Annotated in this window: 20 protein-coding genes; 6 read left to right on the top strand and 14 right to left on the bottom strand. The window is 25.7% G+C overall.

What is annotated here, in order from left to right; translation table 11 throughout:
* Positions 1–21: 21 nt before the first annotated feature.
* The 3 genes from aldA to ABVS04_RS09515 all read right to left on the bottom strand — a co-directional run bounded on the left by aldA (position 22) and on the right by ABVS04_RS09515 (position 3,261).
* Positions 22–1,467, bottom strand: coding sequence for an aldehyde dehydrogenase (aldA, locus tag ABVS04_RS09525; protein ID WP_368030471.1), 1,446 nt, complete (start codon positions 1,465–1,467; stop codon positions 22–24).
* A gap of 124 nt (positions 1,468–1,591) precedes the next feature.
* A complete protein-coding gene (locus tag ABVS04_RS09520; protein WP_368030470.1) occupies positions 1,592–2,833 on the bottom strand; it encodes a DUF1566 domain-containing protein in 1,242 nt (413 codons plus the stop codon).
* On the bottom strand, positions 2,830–3,261 hold the full coding sequence (locus tag ABVS04_RS09515; protein WP_368030469.1) for a DoxX family protein: 432 nt from the start codon (positions 3,259–3,261) through the stop codon (positions 2,830–2,832). The genes ABVS04_RS09520 and ABVS04_RS09515 overlap by 4 nt, the downstream gene beginning before the upstream one ends.
* Positions 3,262–3,469: 208 nt before the next feature.
* Between ABVS04_RS09515 and ABVS04_RS09510 the strand changes: the two genes are divergently transcribed.
* The gene (locus ABVS04_RS09510) at positions 3,470–4,147 is read left to right on the top strand and encodes a hypothetical protein (RefSeq protein WP_368030468.1); all 678 of its coding nucleotides are present in this window, start codon (positions 3,470–3,472) and stop codon (positions 4,145–4,147) included.
* A gap of 18 nt (positions 4,148–4,165) precedes the next feature.
* Here the strand turns inward: ABVS04_RS09510 and ABVS04_RS09505 are convergent, their stop codons facing one another.
* The 8 genes from ABVS04_RS09505 to ABVS04_RS09470 form a co-directional block, all read right to left on the bottom strand.
* On the bottom strand, positions 4,166–5,602 hold the full coding sequence (locus ABVS04_RS09505) for an AMP-binding protein (protein ID WP_368030467.1): 1,437 nt from the start codon (positions 5,600–5,602) through the stop codon (positions 4,166–4,168).
* Complete coding sequence (locus ABVS04_RS09500) at positions 5,599–6,735, bottom strand: MBOAT family O-acyltransferase (protein WP_368030466.1); 1,137 nt, start codon at positions 6,733–6,735, stop codon at positions 5,599–5,601. Before ABVS04_RS09500 ends, ABVS04_RS09505 begins: the two co-directional genes overlap by 4 nt.
* Positions 6,735–6,875: a hypothetical protein gene (locus ABVS04_RS09495; RefSeq protein ID WP_368030465.1), complete on the bottom strand. Its 141-nt coding sequence runs from the start codon at positions 6,873–6,875 to the stop codon at positions 6,735–6,737. The genes ABVS04_RS09500 and ABVS04_RS09495 overlap by 1 nt, the downstream gene beginning before the upstream one ends.
* Positions 6,872–8,014, bottom strand: coding sequence for a D-alanyl-lipoteichoic acid biosynthesis protein DltD (locus ABVS04_RS09490; protein WP_368030464.1), 1,143 nt, complete (start codon positions 8,012–8,014; stop codon positions 6,872–6,874). Before ABVS04_RS09490 ends, ABVS04_RS09495 begins: the two co-directional genes overlap by 4 nt.
* Positions 8,007–8,240 carry an acyl carrier protein gene (locus ABVS04_RS09485; RefSeq protein WP_368030463.1) on the bottom strand — a complete coding sequence of 78 codons (234 nt, stop codon included), beginning with the start codon at positions 8,238–8,240 and terminating at the stop codon, positions 8,007–8,009. Before ABVS04_RS09485 ends, ABVS04_RS09490 begins: the two co-directional genes overlap by 8 nt.
* A gap of 217 nt (positions 8,241–8,457) precedes the next feature.
* Complete coding sequence (locus ABVS04_RS09480; RefSeq protein ID WP_368030462.1) at positions 8,458–9,039, bottom strand: hypothetical protein; 582 nt, start codon at positions 9,037–9,039, stop codon at positions 8,458–8,460.
* 7 nt (positions 9,040–9,046) lie between these two features.
* Positions 9,047–10,225, bottom strand: coding sequence for an FAD-dependent oxidoreductase (locus tag ABVS04_RS09475; RefSeq protein ID WP_368030461.1), 1,179 nt, complete (start codon positions 10,223–10,225; stop codon positions 9,047–9,049).
* Positions 10,222–10,539 (bottom strand): hypothetical protein, encoded by a 318-nt coding sequence (locus tag ABVS04_RS09470; protein WP_368030460.1) that lies wholly within the window; start codon positions 10,537–10,539, stop codon positions 10,222–10,224. The genes ABVS04_RS09475 and ABVS04_RS09470 overlap by 4 nt, the downstream gene beginning before the upstream one ends.
* A gap of 117 nt (positions 10,540–10,656) precedes the next feature.
* On the opposite strand from ABVS04_RS09470, the gene ABVS04_RS09465 reads away from it, so the two are divergent.
* Genes ABVS04_RS09465 through ABVS04_RS09455 form a run of 3 tightly spaced genes read left to right on the top strand, consistent with a single transcriptional unit; the run spans position 10,657 to position 13,130 of the window.
* Complete coding sequence (locus ABVS04_RS09465) at positions 10,657–11,025, top strand: response regulator (RefSeq protein ID WP_368030459.1); 369 nt, start codon at positions 10,657–10,659, stop codon at positions 11,023–11,025.
* On the top strand, positions 11,026–11,643 hold the full coding sequence (locus tag ABVS04_RS09460) for a chemotaxis protein CheX (protein WP_368030458.1): 618 nt from the start codon (positions 11,026–11,028) through the stop codon (positions 11,641–11,643). It begins immediately after the preceding gene.
* Positions 11,640–13,130, top strand: a complete 1,491-nt coding sequence (locus ABVS04_RS09455; protein WP_368030457.1) for an ATP-binding protein — start codon at positions 11,640–11,642, stop codon at positions 13,128–13,130. The genes ABVS04_RS09460 and ABVS04_RS09455 overlap by 4 nt, the downstream gene beginning before the upstream one ends.
* 45 nt (positions 13,131–13,175) lie before the next feature.
* Here the strand turns inward: ABVS04_RS09455 and ABVS04_RS09450 are convergent, their stop codons facing one another.
* Entirely contained in the window at positions 13,176–14,324 is a 1,149-nt protein-coding gene (locus ABVS04_RS09450) for an acyltransferase family protein (RefSeq protein WP_368030456.1), read from the bottom strand.
* Between the two features lie 178 nt (positions 14,325–14,502).
* On the opposite strand from ABVS04_RS09450, the gene ABVS04_RS09445 reads away from it, so the two are divergent.
* Positions 14,503–15,372 carry a DnaJ C-terminal domain-containing protein gene (locus tag ABVS04_RS09445; protein WP_368030455.1) on the top strand — a complete coding sequence of 290 codons (870 nt, stop codon included), beginning with the start codon at positions 14,503–14,505 and terminating at the stop codon, positions 15,370–15,372.
* A 4-nt stretch (positions 15,373–15,376) separates the two neighbouring features.
* Positions 15,377–15,772: a helix-turn-helix transcriptional regulator gene (locus ABVS04_RS09440; RefSeq protein ID WP_368030454.1), complete on the top strand. Its 396-nt coding sequence runs from the start codon at positions 15,377–15,379 to the stop codon at positions 15,770–15,772.
* A 51-nt stretch (positions 15,773–15,823) separates the two neighbouring features.
* Here the strand turns inward: ABVS04_RS09440 and ABVS04_RS09435 are convergent, their stop codons facing one another.
* The gene (locus ABVS04_RS09435; RefSeq protein WP_368030453.1) at positions 15,824–16,903 is read right to left on the bottom strand and encodes an ankyrin repeat domain-containing protein; all 1,080 of its coding nucleotides are present in this window, start codon (positions 16,901–16,903) and stop codon (positions 15,824–15,826) included.
* A 94-nt stretch (positions 16,904–16,997) separates the two neighbouring features.
* On the bottom strand, positions 16,998–18,077 hold the full coding sequence (locus ABVS04_RS09430; protein WP_368030452.1) for a GGDEF domain-containing protein: 1,080 nt from the start codon (positions 18,075–18,077) through the stop codon (positions 16,998–17,000).
* Positions 18,078–18,148 lie beyond the last annotated feature (71 nt).

Below are 18,148 nucleotides of genomic sequence, written 5' to 3'. Positions count from 1 at the left end.
TTCACATGTAATATAAAAAGCTTATTGTTTATTAATATTGTATTGTAAATAAACAACCTTAGTTTGTAAAAATTCTTCTAAGCCATGTTTCCCATCAGCTCCACCAATACCTGATTTTCTCCAACCTGCATGGAAGCCTTGCATTGCTTCAAAGTTTTCTCTGTTTATATATGTTTCACCAAATTTTATCTCTTTGCAAGCTCTCATTGCTACATCAATATTTTGTGTATAAATTGATGATGTAAGTCCAAATTCACTATCATTTGCAAGTGCAATAGCTTCATCAAGAGTTTCAAAAGTCATGATAGGAAGAACAGGTCCAAATATCTCTTCTTGAATAATTTCCATATCTTGTTTCACATTTATTAATACACTTGGTTCATAATAAAAACCATCTTCTCTACTAGCTCTTTTTCCACCTGTAGTTATTGTTGCACCTTTTTTTACAGCACTATCTACTAATCTTTGTACATTAATAATAGCAGCTTCATTGATTAGTGGTCCCATATCAACCTCTTCTTCTAATGGATTTCCATAAGTAGTTGCAGCCATAGCTTTTGTCATTTTGTCTATAAATTCTTTTGCAACACTTGAGTGAACATAAACTCGCTCAGCACAATTACATACTTGACCGTTGTTGATAACTCTAGAATTTTTTATTGCCTCAACTGCTAAATCTATGTCTGCATCTCCCATTACAATAGCAGGTGCTTTTCCACCAAGTTCTAAAGATACTTTTGTAACATTTTTTGCAGCTGCTTCCATGATTTTTACACCTGCTGGAACACTACCTGTAAAACTTATGATTCCAACTTTTTTATTTGAAGCCAAAGAATTACCAACAACAGAACCCTGCCCTGAAATAAGATTGAATACACCTTTTGGAAGACCTACTTCATCTACAAGTTTTGCAAATTCAAATGCATTGTTTGGAGTATCTGAACTTGGTTTTATAACAATTGTATTTCCCGTTACAAAAGCAGGTGCTAATTTTCTAGCAATTAAAAAGAATGGAAAATTCCAAGGTAAGATTCCAGCTGCTACTCCTATTGGGAGTTTAAATAAAAATATATTTTCATTAGGTCTATCACTTTGAATAATCTCACCTTCATAACGTCTAGCCCACTCTGCCATATAATCCATATAATCAGCAGTAAAGTTTACTTCAACTTGTGCTAAGCCTAATACTTTTCCTTGCTCTTGAGTAATTGTATGAGCTAGCATATCAGCATTATCACGAATTTTCTGTGCAATTTTACGTAAATATCCGGCTCTTTCAATAGCTGGTAATTTACCCCAAGAATCTTGAGCTGCATCAGCTGCTTCAACTGCTGCATCTACATCTTTTTGTGTCCCTTTTGGGATATAAGATATTACTTTTTTATCAGAAGGATTTATAACTGAAATTGTTTCGCTAGACTCTACAAACTCACCATTTATATACATTTTATATACTCTTGTTTCCATAATACTTTTCCTTTCAAATCTTATATATTTACTTACTAAAATTGCAAAGATAATAACTTTTTAGTAAATAATATATGATAGTATTATTTATTTTTACTGTCAAGAAAATATATTAGAAGATTATTTATTCCATTGGCTTTGCATCACGAACTAAACGAACCCAATTTTTAATTGATATATAATCACTTGCCATATCTGAAGCTAATTCATAATCACTTGGATTACCTATTTTAGGATCACTTCTTTGGGCACCTGCTCCATGCCAATCAAAGTATTCTGTTGCAGCAGAATTCTTTTTACTCCATGCTTGTGCAAAAGATACATAGTCTGCTGTATATTTAAAATCACCTTGAGTTGTACTAGTCCAGAAATAATAAGCATCGTCTATTGATTTAAATGATTTTAACGTTGTATTGAAATATTTAGTATTAATAGCTGGAAAATCTTTTTTTTCATAGTCAACTAAACTTTGTAACTCTTTTGAATTTGGAAGACGCCAATCACTATAACCAGATAGTTTAGAGTTTTTAGCATATTCTAGTGCATCAACCCAATTCATTTTTACTCCACTATCATCTTTAGCCCATATCAAAGAAGTAGATTTGTCAGTTACAGTCCCATTACCATTGTCTACATAATTCATATCATAAAGAGATGTTGTTCCACGAACTGCCCTTACAAAACAACCTGGAACGAACATTCCATCACTTTTTTCAATATTTGTACCATCAAAGAATTTTCCTGTTTCATAAGATTTTATATGTCCATCAGAAAAATTGAAACCAAAAACACCTTGTAAACCACCATTTTTAGTAAAGTTTTGAATATCATTTTTTACATATAAAGTACTTGAATAAAACTGTCCAGCAAACATTAATCTTTTGTCATATTCATAATCAAAATATTTAGTATCAATATATGGTTTACTTTCACCCTCATCTTCAGGTTTTATTAGCTGTCCATCAAAGTTTGCAATTGAATATAATTCTTTAATAGTAGGAATTCTCCAATCTGTATAGCCACCTAAAGTCATCTCTTTTACATGTTTTTGTGATTGTTCAAGATTACGCCTTGTAAAATCATGAGCCTTTTGCCATATTAGGCCTGTATTTAAATCAGTTATTGTTCCATCACCATTATCATGATAATTCAATTTTGCACCTATAATTGATGCATCTTGCCCAGTATAAAGGCTAGATTTTGATTCTTTTAATACATTTCCTTTTATATCATATTGAACAGATTGTCCTGAATCAGGTAAAGTAACTTTTTCTACTGTTACTATTTTCTCAACCGTACTACATCCTGTAAATAAAACTGTTGTAATAACAGCACTTAAAGAAATATATTTTTTTATTTTATTCATTTTTTTTCACTTTTTCCATCAAAACTATATTTACCAGCTCCAATAAAAAATATCACAATTGATAATAATAAATAAATCAAAGGTAATTCAATCACAGGAGCACCTGTTTGACTTAACATAAATAGTTTTTCTGAATAAACTAAAAAAATTGCAAATACCATAGTAATACACATACCTAAAGCAGCAGGTCTAGTAAATAATCCTAATATAATTAAAATAGGCAAAACAATTTCACCCAAATATACACCATAAGCAAGAAATTCAGGAAATCCTGAACTAACTAATCCTTCTGCAATTTTATCTACACCATGAGATAATTTTGAATATCCATGAAATAACATTAATACAGAAATAGATACTCTTAATATTAATTTACCTATATCTTCATTTAAAATAGATGCTAAGTTTTGATCTAGTTTTTTATACATTTTTATACCCTTCATACCTGTAATGTTTTATTTATAAAATCTTATCTAAAGTATTTAAACGAAATTTAAACAACCCTTAACTCTTTTAAATAAAATTTAATCAAAATTCTATTTTATTGTCTATCGTCAATAATTTTTCTAATTAATTCATATATAATCTATTTAATCTAATCAGATGTAAAACAATATTCAAGTAGAAAGTCGAATCTTGAAAAAAACAACAGCTAAAATAAAATCAAATACTATACAAAAACAAAAATATCTTAAAACATATTTACAGCAAAGAAATTTGACATTAAAAGACTTAAAATGTGAAATAATTTTAATGTTATGTGATATGCTAATAGAGAACTATTTATATGTTGAAGATAATATGCCTAGTCAAGATCTAGAATCAGAATTTACATCTGATGAAAGAATTATTATTTATACTACAATGAAAGATTTAAGAAAAGATATTCAAGAAAATATTTTAACTATTGATAAAATTCAAAATATAATGACTCTTCAAAATGAAAATATGAATACTTTAAATAAAGCTAGATTAACTGATAGTACATACTATTTTTATAATATATGCATAAATTATTTAGAATTTTTGATTACATCAAACTCTGTAGATAAAAATAACAAGATGTGGATTCCTGATTTAATATGCATTTACTTGATTCAAGATATGAAGGAAAATACATATTCATTTAGTAAATTTACATTCCTTGATAAATATGATTTTGATAGCTTATTCAGAATCTATGAGAAAATAAATATAGATTTAAAAAAAACACATAAAATATCAATATTTTCAAAAGAAAAAACTAGAATTGATATTATGGCTAATATCTCTTATGAAATAGTTAGTAAATTAATTACTACTAAGTATAAATAATACTGAAGGTTTTTCTTTTTACAAACCTCTATAAAGCTCAATTAATGCATTTTTATCAATCTTATGATTTGTATTATATGGAAATTTATCAAGAACTACAATATCAGATGGAATCATATAATATGGAAGAATTTCTGATATTTCTTTTTTTAATTCTTCTAAATCAATTTGTGTATTTGTGATTATAAAAGTGATTAGTTTTACTACTTCTGTTCCTCTTTTTAAAGGAATTGTGATTGATTCATTTATTTTTTTATTATTTGTAAATTCTTTATCAATTTCACCTATTTCTATTCTAAATCCATGTAATTTAATTAACTCATCTTTTCTATTTGCAAAGAAAAGCATATTATCTTCAAAATATCCAAAATCTCCAGTTCTAAAACTTCTTTTTTCATATTTTTCTTGGAATTTTTGTGCATTTAATTCTTCATTTTTAAAATATCCAATTGAAACATTGTCTCCAACAATTTCTATTTCTCCAACATTTTCACTATCTTTATCTAATAAATTTATTACTGTATTTGCTTTTACATATCCAACTGGTAAACTTTTTGAATACTTTTCAATAACAGCAGGTGTAATATCCACTAAAGTAGTTGCAACCGTAGCTTCTGTTGGCCCATAAGTGTTAAGAACTTTTGAGTTTGGAAAACTATTTAAAATTCTTTTTGCTGTCATAGCAGGTAATACTTCTCCACAAAATAAAAAAGTTTGTAAGCTTTTTATATCATTACTTGTAAATTCAGATGAAAGCAAATATTTACTAATAAATGATGGAGTTGATACCCAAGTATTACAACTATATTTTTTTAGTCGTTCAAAGTATTCAATATGATTTTCAAGTTCTTCTCTACTATTTAAAATAATAGTTCCACCAAATGATAAAAATCCAATAAGTTCATATACTGATAAATCAAAACTAAAAGGTGCTTGATTCATAAAAATACTATCTTTTGAGAATTTAAAATCTGAATTCAACCAAGTATTAAAATCTACTATTGAGTTTTGTGTTATTTGAACACCTTTTGGCTCACCTGTACTTCCTGACGTAAATATAATATAGATAATTGGGTCATCTAAATAATATGTTGTATTTATATTTTCTTTATTGAATTCTAAAGTATCATCAATTGTATTAATTAAAAGAGCTGAATTTACAATATTTATAATCTTGTGAAGTCTTTCTTTTGGATAGATTGTATCAACAGGAATATATGGCAAACCTAAGCTCATACAAGCTGTAATACTAACTAGAAACTTAGCTTCTTTATGACCATAAATAACAACTGGATGACCTTTTGGTAAGTTATATTCTGAAATTTCAATTTTTAGTTTTTCAACTTCATTTTTAAATTCATTCCAAGTTAAATCTCTATCACTTGCACTTAAAGCTAATCTATTTAAATCTTTATCGCAATCAACAAAATCTAATAATTCTAAATCAAATCTCATAAAGGAACTCTCCCACTAAAAAAATACAGTGCAAAAACTGCAGCATTTATCATTAAAAATCGTTTTAAATTTAAAGCTATAATATCAGGAAAAAAAGTAAAATAATCATATCCACCTTTTTTTACATATACAACATATATATTGTGAATAGCTGAGTAAATACCAAATAAAAAACCACTAAAAATAAAATACCAAGTAAAACCATTCCACATTCCCATTAGTAAAAAAGTAGCTATTATTGCAAGATTTTGTATCAATAATCTTCTGCCTTTTAAAATATTAAAATTATGTAAATATTTATATAAAGGCTTAAAGAAATAATCCGTTAACCATGAACCTAAAGTAATATGAAATCTTCTCCAAAAATCTTGTGGATTTGGAGCTAAATATGGATGATTGAAGTTCATAGGAATATTAATCCCTATCATAATACTTAAACCAACAGCCATAGCACTGTATCCTGCAAAATCAAAGAATAAATAAACGGCATAAGAGTATGCACTATTTATCATATCGAGAAGAACAACACTGTTTTCATCAATAGGTATAAGCCAAAATTTGTTTACCAACTCTGCAAAAACAAATTTAAACAATACTCCAATAATCAAGATATCCCAAGCTTTTCCAATATTCGCAAAAGTTAAGTTTTCATATCCTTTTTGTAAATCTTCTTGAAATCTATATGATCTATCTATTGGACCAGCTAATAGAGTTGTTGGAAATAATAAAAATGAAGTAAATTCAAGAAAAGATAATTTTCCATAGTTATGACTATCTACCATTGCTTGGATTGTTCTAAATGTTATATATGATATTCCTAAAATTTTGAATATTGGAGCAATATCCATTTTATGCATTATCATAGGTATAGCTATAAGCATCATAGGGAAAATTGTTTCATGATACTTATTTGTAACAAATATCCAATATATTGCATAAACATATAAAAGGAAAAACAATATTTTATCTGCATGAGGTATACAAAAATATATGTACAATATTACAGCTAAAAATAAAACTGTGCTAAAAGGAATAAATTTCTTTAAAATATTTTTAAATACATATAAAAATAATACAAAAGAAAAAAATAAAAGAAAAAAACTAATTCCAGAAAAAGGCAAGATTTTTTCCATTAAAAAGCCTCATAAACAAATTTTACTGTTGATTCAACATCTTGACCACTTAAGTCTTCAATATTTTTATCAATAAGAATAAATAAAAATCCAACAATCAATAAAAGATATATTAAAAAGTTTCTAAAGAAATATTTCATTTATTTTCCTTATTTTCAATAAAGAAATCAATAATTTTTTGATTGATTCTTACCCAACCTAATTCACCCATATGTACAATATCAGTCAATGTTCCAATTTCATAATCTTCTTTCCTATTAGACCACATATCCAAGTACTCAAAATTATGCTCAAGAACTTTTGTTTTTATTGTATTCATCATTTTATTAGCATCTTCTCTATTATTTGCAAAAGCATAAGGATTCAAATCTTGCATTACAAAAAGTGGCTTAATTTTATATGTTTCTAAATAATCAAGTAGGATTAATAAATCATTATATTCTTGATTTTGATTTATATCAGAAGGAACAATAATACCAAAAGGAAAATTGTTTTTATCGATTTGTTTAACAATGTATCGCTCATAATATTCATCATTAATTCCATAAATATTAGTTTTTGATGAAATAGTAATATTTTTTGCTTCAATTTTTAAGCTATTATAATCAAGATTTAGATTTTCATATTGTACAACTTTAGGATTCATATCTTTGCTATCAAAAGTTTCAATTATAATTTTTTTGAATACATTATCTATATAATCACTTTTTAAATCACTAAAGGAATCTTTATATATAAAATTTGGATCTTTTATTTGTTCTATATTTTTTTTAATATAATCACTTATAAACAATTTATATTTATCATCAGCTTCACTTTGGAAATAAAGTTTATTCATCATTCCTGAATACATATATTCAAGGAATTTCGGCATTGTTAATCCATTTTCATAAGCACCTGTAAACCAACTAGGAGATAAAAGTACTACAATTCTTGCATGTTCTCTTGCAGCTTCATTATCACATGCTGCCAATTGAGACATTATTACAAAAGTTTGTTGTCCTTCATTTCCTTGTGCTCTTAATGGTAATTTTAACTCATTATTAAAATAATTTTGTGGTAAAAATTTTTGATTAGGGTATAGTACTAGCTCAGAAGAACCAAATACTATAATCTTCCCACTTTCTAAATCACTTTGTAAACTAATAGTTCTTTCTAATGAATCTTGCAAAGGTTTTGCATAATAATTCAGTATTTGATTTTTACCAAAATATAATAATCCAAGAACTAGTAAAATTGCTAAAGTAAAAGATAAAATATTTACTAAAAGTTTATTCACTTACCCTACTTTTAATATAATTAGCTAATTTATTTACACTATCAAAATTACTTTCTATAATATCTCTTGTATCAATTTTAATATTAAACTCTTCTTCTAACATCATAGCAAGATCAACTGTTCCCATACTATCGATTAAGTTTGAAGTATATAATGCTTCATCAATTTCAACTTTTTTAAATGCAATTTCTTCTACTAAAGGTTTGATTCTTTCTATAAAATTCATTGTTTTTTTCCTTTATTTGCTCTTAATTTATTCGATATTTTTTTTCTTGATTAACAATAGATTTGAGGTTGTGAATACTGCCATAGGAAATGATATCCTGTCAATATTTAGAGAGTAAATTAAATTTATATTTAAAGTATATATATCAAAAAGTAACAATTGATATAAATTTCAAAATTCATATTATATTTAAAGAAAATACTAAGCGAAAAATTTATTAAAATATTTTTAATATTTCAGTTAAATCTTTTTCTAATTCATCACTAGTTAATCCTTTTTCTAAAGCTCCAAGTTTTACTGAACCTTCTGTTACTTTTATAATTGTACCATCACTATTTAACTTAAATGCAAAATATTGATTTTGTTTATTATTATTTATTTTTAATGCTTTTACAAAAGAACCACTATCATCATTTATTAATGGTATTTTTGAGTCTTTATACATTTTTTCTAATTCACCATTTACTGCTATTTGTTTGATTAGCCAAGGAGTATTTGATATATTTGCAATTAACACGATATTTTTATCTGTTTTTTTATAAAGCTCTTTAAATACAGCCAAAGCATCATGATTTAAAACTATTATATATTTTTCTGCACCTTCTTGAAATAAAGTTTCAAATTTTGTATATGGACTTTTGCCTATTAATTCAAAATATCTAGGAATTGAATCTATTGTTACTACACTGTGTGAATCCTCAAACTGAGTAGTTTGTTCTATATTTTTTGGGGCAGTTAAATATACAAGAAGTGAAAACCCTATAACTCCTAAAAATACAATTTTTAATACATTTTTCATTTTTTTCCTATTTTTTTTTATTCTTTTGTTTTTTTGCCCATCTCTTAAATAATCGATGGGTTTTTATTTCTTCTTCTATTTCTTTTTTATTTATAATATTTTCTACAAGTTGATTTGCTAAATATGGAGATAAAACAAAACCTCTTCCACCTACTCCATTTATTACAAAAAGATTTTCTATTGTTTCAAGCATAGAGTCTTTTATATGTGTTCCATTTAATAAATGAGGAAATTTCTCAATACTTTTTTTAGAATCAACAAGTTTTCCTAACATTGGAAAATAATCATTACTAGAGGCTCTAGCTCCAATTTTTACATCAACAACTTTTATATTATCAAGCTTTACAATATCACTTGCTAATTCAATTAGTTTTTGTGAATCTTTATTTATTATAGTGCTATTATAGCATTTACTACATTCATTTATATTTGCATTTTCAATACAATAATTACAAATATTTTTATCACAATCAAACTTATGATGAGTAGCTCCTATTGATACTTTATATAAATCACTATTTTCTATTTTAAAAGCTTTTGATACAGAGCATTCTTTATGATAGTTTATCTGAGTTTGTGTTGATGTGCTAATATCTATCTTTTGTCCCCAAACAGCTCTTATATCAAAATATTCCTCTTTTATATGCTTTACATCAGCACCTGTTGTAAGTATTAGATTTTTTGCTTTTACTTGCTTGTTTATTTGCCAGCTATTATCACTATTTTGCTCTATATTTAATACTTCAAAAGAGAGCTTTTTTTCTACATTTTTTGTTAAAAATTCACAAATTAAAGAAGGTATTACTTGAGAACCAATTTTAAAAAAATATCCATCATCCATAACTTCATAATCAAAATCTATATAAGGTTTATATGATTCAAATTTTTCTCTATCTTCTTGATTTTTTGGAATTCTATTAACCCCACAATTACTAATAAACTCATTTCCTAAATTTTTGTAAAATTGTGTTGAAAAAATAAGTGATTTTGAAATCAAATCTTTGAATTTATTAGGTTTTCCTAATAGTGGTGACAAAAAAGCACCAGCAGCTCCACTCGCACCAAAAGCAACATCACTATTTCTATCAATTAAAAGTATAGATTTTGAATACTTAGATAAAAAATAAGCTGTTGAGCATCCTGCAATTCCAGCTCCTACAATTACATAATCATATTCTTTATTCATTTATCTTCATCCAATAATTGTAAATTAGGTCTAAAATAACCTCTTCCACCTCTTAAACTAATACATTTGTGCTTTGGAAATTTCTTTTTATAATATGAAAGTCTCTCACTTGTTGTTTTTCCAGTATCACAATAAAATACAAATACCGTATCAGGTGGGAATAATTCCATTTCATAAGGATTATAAATCATAGTTTCAATATGATCAATTGGTTTTAAAATAGTATCTATTAAAATTACTTTAATACCTTTTTTTTCCAATTCTCTTTTATTTTGTAAAAATTCTTTTTGAGTCCATTCATCTTTTGAAAACATAAATAAGTATTTCCTTTTATTAAAGGCTTATATTAGTATATTCCCTATTAAAAAAAAGTAATTATTATTAAACTTTAGATAAAATGTCAACTCAATTTAAAATGATAGGAAAAATTAATGAAAATTTTGGTTACAGATGATTCGAAGATGGCTAGAAAAATGGTTATTAAAACCCTTACTGAGAACATTGAAGGTGATTTAGAAATATTTGAAGCACAAAATGGTCAAGAAGCTCTTGATTTATATAAAGAAATATCTCCAAAAATTGTTTTTCTTGATTTAACAATGCCAATTATGGATGGGTTTACAGCTTTAGAAAAAATAAAAGAATTTGATGAAAATGCAAAAGTTGTAATAATTTCAGCAGACATTCAAAAACTTTCTATGGACAGAGTTCTTCAATTAGGTGCATTTAATTTTGTTAAAAAACCTATTGATTCAAGTAAAATGAAACAAATCTTTGAAAAATTAAATGGTAAATCATAAATGAATTCAAATATAGATTTAACAGAAGATGAAAAAGATTGCCTACAAGAATTAATGAACGTAGCATACGGTAGTGCAACAGCAGCAATTACAGAGATACTTGATGCATTTGCAAACCTATCAATTCCAAAAATTCAAATAATAGATTCAAGTGAATTAAAACCATATCTATCAAATAAGCTAAATTTAGAAATGGAACATTTAGTTTCATTACAACAACTTAATGGAACAATAAGTGGTGAGAATATGTTTGTAATTGATAAACAATCAGCTATAAATATTGCTTATAAATTTGGCTTAGAAGATGATGAAATCGATGATAATGAAATTTCTGACATTGTGCTAGAAATAACAAATATTTTATCTTCATCAACTATTGGTAAATTAGCAGAAGATATTGATACAAATGTTTCTTTTTCAGCACCAACAATTAAAAAACTAACATCTATAGATCAATTAAATAATTTCTTTATTTCTAAATATGAAAAAGTAATTATTATTTCTACTGAACTAAATTTTGAAGCATTGAATATAAGAGCTGAATTATTTATCCTAACTACTGATAATTCTATTTTATTTATAAAAGAAAAAATAAACAAAATGTTGGATGAACTGTGACTTTAACAGCTAGCAAATTCGATATAATTTGTAATACACTTGATAATGGTATTATTTTAATTAATAAAAATTTGGAAGTAAAATTCTGGAATAAATGGTTAGAAATAAGAACTGGAATTAGCACAAATAATATTATGGAAAAAAAATTAACAGATTTTTATCCAGATATTGATGAAAAAAAACTTGTTAGAAAAATAGGTACTGCCTTAAAACTAAACTCTTCAACATTTTATACTCCTCAAATTAGTAAGTTTTTATTAAATATTGAACTAGGAAAAATCACTGATAGAGTTTTTGATAGTATGCAACAAAGTATTACAATAACTCCTTTTGATATAGAAGAAGAACTAGTAATAATCTATATTTACGATATTACAATGCTTTGTGAAATGAATTATCAATTAAATGAAGTAAAAGTTGAAGTTGAAGAAAAAAATGAAAAATTAAAACTACTATTAGATGCTACCATGGAAGCAATTATCTTATTAAAAGATGATGTTATTATTGATTGTAATGAAATTGCTGTTAAATTATTTAATTACTCTTCTAAATATGAAATAATAACTAAAAATCTAAAAGAATTAATTTTAAATAAGAAAGTATTAGATGCAGCAGATAATGAGCCTATCGAAGTAAATATACTAAGGGAAGATAAAAGTTCATTTAAAGCTTTATTAAATATTAAAGATACAACTATCCGTTCACAAATTTTTAAAATATTAACAATTGTTGATGTTAGTGAAATAAGAAGAAAAGAAAATCTTTTAGCGGAACAAACAAAATTAGCTGCTATGGGTGAAATGATAGGAAATATTGCCCATCAATGGAGACAACCTTTAAATGTAATTTCAGTAACTGCATCAGCTGCAAGAGTAAAAAAAGAATTAGGAATTTTAAGTGATGAATCATTGGAAGATTCATTAAAACAAATACTAGATACAACAGAGCATTTATCTGAAACTATTGATGTATTTAAAGACTTTTATAAAGAAGATAAAGAAAAATCTCTATTTAATTTAAGTCAAAATATACATAATAATTTAGCTTTAATTGAAACTATAATTCTTGGAAATAATATAAAGCTGCATTTAGATTTAGATAAAGATATTTATCTTTTTAATTTTTCAAATGAATTTAGTCAAATAATTGTAAATATTTTACATAATGCATGTGATGCAATTAAAGCTAGATTATCTAGTAATGAATTAAGAATAATAAAAATCACTGCTAGACAAGAAAAGAACAAAGCTATAATTGAAATAGTTGATAATGCAGGTGGAATAGAAAAAGATATTATAAACAAAGTATTTGAACCTTATTTCACAACAAAACATAAATATCAAGGAACTGGATTGGGTTTATATATGACTCAGAAAATCCTAAAGATTAGTATGAAAGGCACAATTAAAGTAACAAATAAAACTTTTATTTATGAAAATAAAACATATAAAGGTGCTCTTTTTAGAATCACTCTAAATATAAACTAATTTTTGTTCATTCAAATTAAGCTCCTAAAGTAGGAGCTTAATTTCTTATTTCTGAACTAGTCTATCAATCCAAGCACTAACAGGTGTAACCATTTTTTGTAATACAATACTTATTAAAATAAATGCTACTAGCCATGCTAATACAGCAGCCCAAGCTGGCATATAACTAAAGAAAATATCATATCTTCCAATTAATGGCCAGTGAATTAAATACACTTCAAATGAATAAATTCCATAAATAGCAAGAAACTTATTATCAAACTTTTTAAGTGAGAAAATTACTATAAATGCAAACATAATTACTAAAGAAGTAAATTGATCTACAAAATAACCTTTTCCTAAAATAGCTGTTAATGTAGGCCAATGATTAGCAGTTGTATGTAAAGACATATAAACAACAAGAGCAAGCATCACAATAATAATAACATACTGTATCATTGAATTTGATGGATTACTTCTAAAGTCTTTTAAATACTTAACTAACTTATTCTCTTTATCTTTTGTTTCCATTAATAGCCACGCAGCAACTATTCCTAATGGGAAAGCTAAAGTATGTAATCTATGAAGCCAATTATCTCCCATATCTAATGGATTATATACACCTAATAGTGTTGCAATAACTGCAAGTATTAAAGCACTTAACCATGGTCTTTTTGTACTAAATACAATAGGATATAAAGCATAAAACATAATCATCCAAGTAATATACCAAAATGGTGAATTAACATCTCCAAATCCAATTGCAGTTGGAAACCATCCTAGAAATGATTGAAGCATATAAGGTACTGGATAATTAATCTGTAAAAATATTGCATCTGCTGCAAAAATGAATATTAATGCAATCCAAAAAGGAATAAATATTTTTATTAACCTACGCTTGTAAAAATCTAATACAGGCATTGGTTTTTTTAACATTCCAACACTTAATCCATAACCTGACATAAAAAGGAATAAATCAACCCCAACTCCAGCAATTATTGACAAGGGAAACAAAAATTCAGGATTTGTCACAAGCATATAAGCAAAGTGAGCAAACACAACAGTTAAAATTCCTAATCCTTTTAACTCCTGAGTTACAGAAACAGGAAAAATTTCTGTGTGTTGTGATTTCCTAAAAGTTAAAAATAAAACTGCTATTAACACAGCAATAACAATTATATTTGATTCAGGAACATTGGTAATCGTAATAGGCATAAACCCTCCACTTAAGATTTAAATAATTCTTTATAATTATTTGGATTATATTATACTCTTTTTTTTATTAATAGTATTAGCATTTTTTATTTTTCAAACTTGATTGACATTGACTCAACCTTGTGATATAATTACAAAATAAAATATAAATATTTAATAAATAAATTTAGGATAAAAAATGGCAAAAAGTTTATATGAAACCTTAGAAATTAGTGAAAATGCTCCTGCAGATGAAATAAAAAAAGCTTATAGAAAATTAGCAAGAAAATATCATCCAGATGTAAATAAAGATCCAAGTGCAGAAGAAAAATTCAAAGAAATTAATGCAGCTTACGAAGTGCTAAGTAATCCAGAAAAAAAACAACAATACGATCAACATGGTGATGCAATGTTTGGTGGACAAAATTTCCATGACTTTGCAAGAGGTCAAGGTCAAAATGTAGACCTAGATGAAATCTTAAGACAAATGTTTGGAGGTGGAGGAGGATTTAACAGATCTGGCTTTTCTCAAGGAGGATTTGGAGGATTTGGAGGGTTTAGTGAACCAGACTTAGATACGAATGCACAAGTTACAATTGCATTTGATGTAGCAATTCTAGGAGGGAAACAACATATTACTCTAAATAATGATTCATTTGATGTAAAAATTCCAGAAGGAATTGAAGATGGACAAAAGATTAGAGCTAAAGGTAAAGGTAAATCTTATCAAGGACAAAAAGGTGACTTGATTTTAAAAATAAATGTTGCAACTAGTTCTGAATATACAAGAGATGGTGATACTTTAAATAAATATTTTGATCTTCCTTTAAAAACAGCTCTTTTTGGTGGAAAAGTAGAAATTCAAACTATTCATAAAAGTATTACTTTAAAAGTTCCTCAAAATACAAAACAAAATCAGAAATTTAGAGTTAAAGAACTAGGTGTTCTAAATAGAAAAACTGGAGTAAAAGGTGATTTATATCTAAAAGCAAATATTGTTTTACCAAAAATAGAAGATTTAGACAAAGAATTGGTAAAAGTATTACAAGATAAATTACCGGAAAATTAAGATTATGGAAACAAATAGCTATATTGAACCTGTATATTTAATTTCAGCAGTTGCTGAAATTCTAAATATTCATCCTCAAACATTAAGACAGTATGAAAGAGAAGGCTTAATAAAGCCTTCTAGAACAAATGGTAAAATAAGACTTTACTCGCAAAAAGATATTGACCATATAAAGTATGTATTAACACTTACAAGAGAACTAGGAGTTAATTTAGCCGGAGTTGATATTATTCTACAATTAAATAAAAAAATCGAAGTTTTAGAAGGTGATATTCTTTTATATAAAACAAAGATAAAAAATATCAATAACCTTTCAGTTGTTCCTGATACAAAAGCTTTAGTTGTACAAAAAACATCTTTTGATATAGTTATTGTAGAAAAAAAACAAGCAAGTAAGTAAGTAAGTAAGTAAGTAAACTTTTCCCTATTAAAAAAAAGGGAAAAGTTTATTTTATTTCTTTTTAATAATTATGAAATCAACTCTTCTAGATAAAGATTCATCTTCAATACCTTTATTATAAATTAGTTTATCAGAAGCCATTCCATAAGGTTTTACATAATTATTTAACCATGTTTTATGCTCTATTGTAAGGTTATCTTTAATTGATGATACATACTCAAGAACATTATTTGCTCTTTTTGTTGAAAGTTCTTTATTTTTAGTATATTTTTCATTTTCATTTTTTGCTGATGAATAAACTGATGAAGTATGACCTTCTATTCGAACTAAATCTATTTCATCTCTATAGTTATATAAAACATTTAAATATCTTGGGAAAAAATCATCAAGTATTATTTTATAATTTGTTGATAATTCACTACTTCCATGAGCAAATAACATATCAGTATTTTTAAATCTAAAAATTAAGCTACCTTCTTTTATTTCAGCATTCCATCTAGCTAAATCTGAATTAAACTCATTTTTTAAAGCATCATAAACTGTTAGAGTTATAACATTTGTATTTTCATTTAGGGTATCAATTCCTTTTAAAGGTTGTTCTTCTACCCTTTGTACTATAACAATTTCTTTTTCTTCACAAAAAGGTTTCATATCTGATGCTTCTAATATTTTAGTCATAGCTAAATTTTCATCTAGCTTTGAATAATCTAATGGAGATAAAAGATTTCTATCTTTAACATCTTTATTTGCACCATTACAAAGTAAAAGTTTAGAAAGATTATCTGTTTTATTTCTCATAGATTCCAACAATGGAGTATCTCCATATATATCATATGTATTTACAGATACTTTTTTTTTGATCAAATATTCAGCAATATCATATTGATCAAATCTGACAGCTAGATGTAAAGCTGTAAAGCCAGCTTTATCTTGAGTATTTAGTAAAAAACCATCTGAAACAATTTCTTTTACTTTATTTATATCTTTAGCTCTAACAGCATCGTGTAATGGTATATTACTTAGAGTATCATTTTTCATTATAGGGTTTAATCGAGTTTCTAGTTTTTCATTTTGTACACAAGATGTGAACAAAAGAGTAAAAAATAAACTTATATAATAAATTTTTAACATTTATTTCCTTCTAATATTTTTCTTATCATATCAAATTAATATATTTTATTTAATAAAATAAGATAAAAATTTATTAAAAATTTATATTTTTATCTTATTTATGGGAATATGATATACAAATTCTATTTCTACCTGACTTTTTAGCATCATAGAGAGCAAGATCAGCTCTTTTTATAAAATCTTCTATAGTGTCATTTTTTATAGAAAAACTTATTCCCAAGCTTATAGTTACTTTTATTTCTTTTCCATCTGAATTTTCTATATACATATTTTCAACTAAGCCTCTTATTTTTTCTGCAAAAACCTGTAATTTATCTTTAGTAATATTTGGTAAAAGAACAATAAATTCTTCTCCACCATATCTTGCAAAACAATCACTATCTCGAATTGAAAGCAAAATCTTTTTTGATATTTCTTTTAAAACAATATCACCCATATTGTGTCCATAAGTATCATTAATCTTTTTAAAAAAATCTATATCAAAAAGAACTAATCCCAACTCATCACCATAACGTTGCGATAGTTTCATAAGAGCTTCTGCTTTATTATAGAAAGCTCTTCTATTTAAAATCCCTGTTAAATAATCAATATTTGCTAACTTATCTAATATTTCTTCTTTATTTTTCATTTCAAATAAAAAAACATTAATAGATATTATTAAAATAATAAAAATTATAGATAAATGTAATATATAAAAAAAACTACTTAGTTCTGAAGAGAGTGGAACAAGATTTTGTCCTTCATTAAAACTAAAATAAATTAAAAATAAAAAAGAGAGAAATGAAAGAAAAAAACTTATATTATACTCTTTTCTAAAAAGTAAATAAGCTAATGTTGGCACTACTAAGAAATAATAATGTGTACCTATTTTATTTGATAAAAAAAACATACAAATAAAAAATATATATGTAATAAACACTACAAGAATAAAAAAACAAGCTTTAATTATTTGATTTTTATATAAAAAATAAAAATATAAAAGAAAAGAACAGGCAAAAAAAAGGTTCAAAAGAGCTGTTGAAAAAGAAACAAAATTTAAATAAATTAAAGTATAAACCATACCAATAATAAATCCTATTATAGATAAAAATCTTCCTATTTTAATTCTAGAAATCTCTTCTTGAGGAAAATCATCAGTTTTATAAGCATAAACTTTTTTGAAAAACTCAATCATATTAAACCTCATATAGAAACCATTATTATTTCTAATATTACTCTAATTTATTTTAAAAAATTACTACTTTA

It is taken from the genome of Arcobacter sp. s6, assembly GCF_040884245.1.
Classification (GTDB): domain Bacteria; phylum Campylobacterota; class Campylobacteria; order Campylobacterales; family Arcobacteraceae; genus Aliarcobacter.
This window is presented reverse-complemented; position numbering and strand designations above follow the sequence as displayed.

Excerpts from the sequence above, each read along its gene's own strand:
- ABVS04_RS09495 (WP_368030465.1), bottom strand. The coding sequence starts at position 6,875 with ATGAAATATTTCTTTAGAAACTTTTTAATATATCTTTTATTGATTGTT.
- ABVS04_RS09515 (WP_368030469.1), bottom strand. The coding sequence starts at position 3,261 with ATGTATAAAAAACTAGATCAAAACTTAGCATCTATTTTAAATGAAGAT.
- ABVS04_RS09485 (WP_368030463.1), bottom strand. The coding sequence starts at position 8,240 with ATGAATTTTATAGAAAGAATCAAACCTTTAGTAGAAGAAATTGCATTT.
- ABVS04_RS09445 (WP_368030455.1), top strand. The coding sequence starts at position 14,503 with ATGGCAAAAAGTTTATATGAAACCTTAGAAATTAGTGAAAATGCTCCT.
- ABVS04_RS09480 (WP_368030462.1), bottom strand. The coding sequence starts at position 9,039 with ATGAAAAATGTATTAAAAATTGTATTTTTAGGAGTTATAGGGTTTTCA.
- ABVS04_RS09435 (WP_368030453.1), bottom strand. The coding sequence starts at position 16,903 with ATGTTAAAAATTTATTATATAAGTTTATTTTTTACTCTTTTGTTCACA.
- ABVS04_RS09450 (WP_368030456.1), bottom strand. The coding sequence starts at position 14,324 with ATGCCTATTACGATTACCAATGTTCCTGAATCAAATATAATTGTTATT.
- ABVS04_RS09470 (WP_368030460.1), bottom strand. The coding sequence starts at position 10,539 with ATGTTTTCAAAAGATGAATGGACTCAAAAAGAATTTTTACAAAATAAA.
- ABVS04_RS09500 (WP_368030466.1), bottom strand. The coding sequence starts at position 6,735 with ATGGAAAAAATCTTGCCTTTTTCTGGAATTAGTTTTTTTCTTTTATTT.
- ABVS04_RS09430 (WP_368030452.1), bottom strand. The coding sequence starts at position 18,077 with ATGATTGAGTTTTTCAAAAAAGTTTATGCTTATAAAACTGATGATTTT.
- ABVS04_RS09440 (WP_368030454.1), top strand. The coding sequence starts at position 15,377 with ATGGAAACAAATAGCTATATTGAACCTGTATATTTAATTTCAGCAGTT.
- ABVS04_RS09465 (WP_368030459.1), top strand. The coding sequence starts at position 10,657 with ATGAAAATTTTGGTTACAGATGATTCGAAGATGGCTAGAAAAATGGTT.
- ABVS04_RS09505 (WP_368030467.1), bottom strand. The coding sequence starts at position 5,602 with ATGAGATTTGATTTAGAATTATTAGATTTTGTTGATTGCGATAAAGAT.
- ABVS04_RS09475 (WP_368030461.1), bottom strand. The coding sequence starts at position 10,225 with ATGAATAAAGAATATGATTATGTAATTGTAGGAGCTGGAATTGCAGGA.
- aldA (WP_368030471.1), bottom strand. The coding sequence starts at position 1,467 with ATGGAAACAAGAGTATATAAAATGTATATAAATGGTGAGTTTGTAGAG.
- ABVS04_RS09520 (WP_368030470.1), bottom strand. The coding sequence starts at position 2,833 with ATGAATAAAATAAAAAAATATATTTCTTTAAGTGCTGTTATTACAACA.
- ABVS04_RS09460 (WP_368030458.1), top strand. The coding sequence starts at position 11,026 with ATGAATTCAAATATAGATTTAACAGAAGATGAAAAAGATTGCCTACAA.